The 4,104-nt window shown below is 50.9% G+C and carries 3 protein-coding genes; all 3 read left to right on the top strand.

The annotated features are described in order from the left end of the window. Positions 1-639 (top strand): hypothetical protein (locus Q0526_RS01765; protein WP_298730265.1); only part of this gene is annotated, 639 nt, incomplete at its 5' end. 456 nt (positions 640-1,095) lie between these two features. Beyond that, entirely contained in the window at positions 1,096-1,611 is a 516-nt protein-coding gene (locus tag Q0526_RS01760; protein ID WP_366522013.1) for a helix-turn-helix transcriptional regulator, read from the top strand. Between the two features lie 978 nt (positions 1,612-2,589). Next, positions 2,590-4,062, top strand: coding sequence for an MFS transporter (locus Q0526_RS01755; protein WP_298730263.1), 1,473 nt, complete (start codon positions 2,590-2,592; stop codon positions 4,060-4,062). Positions 4,063-4,104 lie beyond the last annotated feature (42 nt).

Genomic DNA, 4,104 nt, shown 5'->3' with positions numbered 1-4,104 from the left:
TCAGAAAACTGGCCGGGCAACGGCGTTACGGAAAAGGAACCCGGCAACCTGCACGGCGGCAGAAGATATCTTCATTTCTATTCCGCAGCAGCACGCACGGTCACTGTGCAGCACAGCCCGGTGACGCTGCAGCCCGGACAATACACTTTCACTCTCTATATGCAGGGGGAGGGGGCTTCGGGCCGGATTTCCGTGGCAGCTGCGGATGGCAGTGAACTGGCCTCCGTAGACTTTGCCGGTACCCAGTGGGGCGACTGGCAGCAGCCCTTGTTGACCTTTACGCTGAAGGAAGAAACCGTCGTTACGCCGGGCGTCCTGCTGGACATCCAGCCCGGCGGCTGGGGGGCGGTGGACGATCTTTACTTGGGCAAACTAGGTGATCAAGCGGTGGACCCTACCCCCAATCCCCCCCAGGAAGACAACTCGTCGACCCCGACGCAAAACCAGCAAAATGTTACGGTCAGCAGCACATCCAAACCGGCAGGCGACACAGCTGCGGAACCCGCAGCTGCTGCCAGCGGATCTGTTGCTGCAGTTCCTCAGACCGGTGACACGCTGCCGGTGGCTGTACTGGCACTGCTGACGGTGCTTTCGGCTGTGGCGATGCTGGGCTTTACCCTTCTGCGCCGAAAAGAATAAACAATATTTAAAACCGACAAAGCAAGAGGCCACACGGAACCGTTAAGGAACCGTGCGGCCTCTTTTTGGTTAAATGCCATGCTCTTCGGCAGGTGTTTGATACTGCGTTTAAAATCAAACCTTGTTTCGTGATAGAAAACAAAAAAAGCGATAGAGGAAAACCTCTATCGCTTCGTGGCTGCCCCAGTCCGACTTGAACGGACGACACCCTGATTAACAGTCAGGTGCTCTACCATGTGAAAAGTGGTGAGGGGCTAATGCTACACAAAAAATATCTTTAAAGCGACGAAAAGTGGGCGACAACGGTAAAGGTTGAGAAAATTATGCGGATAAAACTGCTGAGAAAACAGCCAAATGGTAGGTTCGAGAAAGCAAACCAGCCAACGAACTGAGACTAATATTATAATAGCATACAGCGAGAATATTACAAGTTGCATTTACTGACGAAAGAGGGGAATATCAAATCATGAAGATCGGGAAAAAATTCGTCAAATTCGTCGACACCGACACATGACTCAACGAGAATTGGGCGAGCGGATTGGGCTGCGAAAGAATGGGGCAAATCGCATCGCCCAGTATGAGATGGCGTATCGAACCCCCAAACGTGACCAACTCAATAAAATAGCTCATGCTTTGAACGTGCCGGAAGAAATGCTTTTCTTGGAAGCGGATGAAACGCTGCAGGCATTGCTTCACAATCTGCTTTGGTTAGATCAGGGCGATACCAACCTTATTGAATTATCCCTTTTAAACAAAGATAATTGGTCACAATCTTGCAACCGGACAGAAAAAGGCTACGTAGTCATTGTAATACATGATGAAGCCGTCCAAAATTTTCTTAGAGACTGGCGCACCGAAAAATCACGCCTTGAGGCTGGAGCAATAACTCAAGAGGATTACTTCGATTGGAAAATCCGCACCCACGTTGTTAACCACTGCTTAGGCCCAGCTGCGAGAGCAACTGACTCTTAATCAGTGGGTCCTGGGTTCGAGTCCCCGATGGTGCACCAAAATAAAGCCCCTACGGCGTGTCCCGCCGTAGGGCTTTTATTTTGGTTGCACGCTCGGAGGACTCGAACAGGGCGACGGCACCGCAGTGCCGGAACCAACAGTCCAGTGGACTGTTGGTTAGCCCGCGGGAGAGTCCCCGGGGAATGGGAAAGGGAGCAGAGCGTGCCGGGGGTAGAGATGTTGCCGCTACGCAGCCTTACGGAAAACGTAAGGCTCTTTTTTTATTGCTATAATCCAGAAAGTAGAGCTGGTGCACCATCGGAGGACGAGAACAGCTGCGGAGGCGACCGCCGCCTGCGGCGGAAACAGGGAGCCGGAGCAGGGGCAGCGGTCGCAGAGGACAAGCCCCGTCCCAAGGGGCGCCGGCCGATGCGGGCACCGCAACCTGTAGGGCCCCGCCGCCTTGCGTACCGGCGGGCAAAAACGGTGCAGTGGACCATTTTAGAGCGCAAGTCCCTCCACAGCCTGATTGGCCGGAAAGGGGGCTGTACCATCCCCTTCGGGGCGGGCTCATGTGTCGTGCAAGCGCTTGCATTCGCCTCGCGGGGATCGGTCGCTAATTTTGCACCATACTGAAAAATCCGAACGCATACTTTTTGTAGATGCGTTCGGATTTGTGTTTTTGTAGGTTTGGTGATGCGATTGTGATTACACCCGATAATGTCACAGACCTTATGGGGTACCCATCGGAAGGCTTTTGAAAGGCCAAGAGGGATATCTGTCGCCATTTTTGTGAAAGGTACATACCGCGTTGTAACAAAATGTGATTATTCTTTCTTGCTTCGGCGTCAAGAAACAAAATGATACAATAAATTGAAAAAGGGCGACCTTTTGTCATTGTGGAATACAAAGGAATAATCTATCATTGAATTGTTGGAATTGCACGAATTCTGGCTTTGTTGGTTGAGAATAACTGATGAAATGGCAAGGGGGATAGTAATGCTCAAGTCTATCTGTGTGAAAAATCCGGACGCAATTACGCTGCGAGACTGTTTCGGCGCAACGGCGCTGTCTACTGTAAATGGTCTCTGTACCGTGTTTATGTCCAGCATGTTTATGCAGTATATGACCGACTACGCCGGGCTGGGCGCTATGGGAGCGACCTTGGCTACATCGCTTCTTCTGTTTGCGCGGATCTTTGATGCTGTGGATGATCCCGTTCAGGGATTATTGATGGATCGCGGGAAACGGACCAAAATCGGAAAGTACAAACCTTTTTTTCTCCTCAGCATACTGCTGACTGGCATTGGCTGTGTATGTCTCTACTCGTTCCCGTCCGAGTTTGTGTCCAAGCCCGTACTGGTTGTTGTGTGGGTTGTCGTTTTCTACTTTTTGTTTGATGTGGGAACATCCTTTTATAAGGATAATCTATTGTTCCGAACGATGACCAATGATCTCAACGAACGTTCCAAGCTGGTTATCGGGCCGCGGGTTTGGACCATGATCCTGGGCGTTGTTACGTCCGCCTTTACAGCTGTGCTGGTTGCGGTCAACGAACGCGTGGGCAACTATCATGACTCATTTGCCATCCTGATCACTGTTATTGTTGGTGCAGCGATGGTGCTCTCTCTTATTGGCTGGTTCCTTGTCAAAGAAAAGCACAGTGTGCAGGAAGAAAAGGCAGAGTCGGTAAAGTTTAAGGACTTCTTTCTTCTGTTCAAAAAGAACAAGCCGATGGTGGTCTACTATTTGAAATGCGTCTTTTCCGGTTTTATCTGGTCCCTTATTTTTGCCACACCTGCGTATTACATAAAATGGGGATTCTGCACGGATTTGGCCACCGGCGTCACAGACATGGAGCAGTATGGTGTCCTCAACGGCATTTCTTCCATGATGATGCTCGTACCACTCCTGTTTGGTGCAGTTATTGGCCGTCCGCTCTTGAAACTCTTTAAGAACAACCCGATCAAAATGACTTGTTTCCTTCTGATTGTGCAGTCTGTCGGCGGGGTGGTCCTGTTTATTACCCAGATGGCGGGCCTGCTTACGAATATTCCTGCGCTGTTCTTCATTACCCTGTTCATCATGGCAGTGGGGGTGGGAAGCGACTTTGTCCCGCAGTCCATGGTGGAAATGGAGATTATGGACTACAACATTTATAAAACCGGCAAGGATCGTTCCGCTTTGACAATGGTTGTCGGCAGCTTCATTGTCAAAGCCCAGGCGGCGCTTTCGGCTGCAATTATTGGCGCTGTGCTCATGGCAATCGGCTACAACGTTGATCCCGTCACCTCCGAATACATGGGGGAACTGTCGCAGATCCCGACCATGCTCAATTGGTTTATCGTTATCATGGGCCTTGTTCCTGCCATCCTCGGTGTATTGTCGGCTTTGATCCTGCGGGCATACCCGATCAAGAACGATGAGCGCCGAAAAATCCGGGAATGCCTGGATCGCTGTAGTGCTGGGTAAGGCTCATTCCTCCGCAATATGTCGGCGGTATTCCAATGGGGT

It is taken from the genome of uncultured Subdoligranulum sp. (genome assembly GCF_937890665.1).
This window is presented reverse-complemented; position numbering and strand designations above follow the sequence as displayed.

Coding starts and splice junctions, on each gene's coding strand:
- Q0526_RS01755 (WP_298730263.1), top strand. CDS start 2,590: ATGCTCAAGTCTATCTGTGTGAAAAATCCGGACGCAATTACGCTGCGA.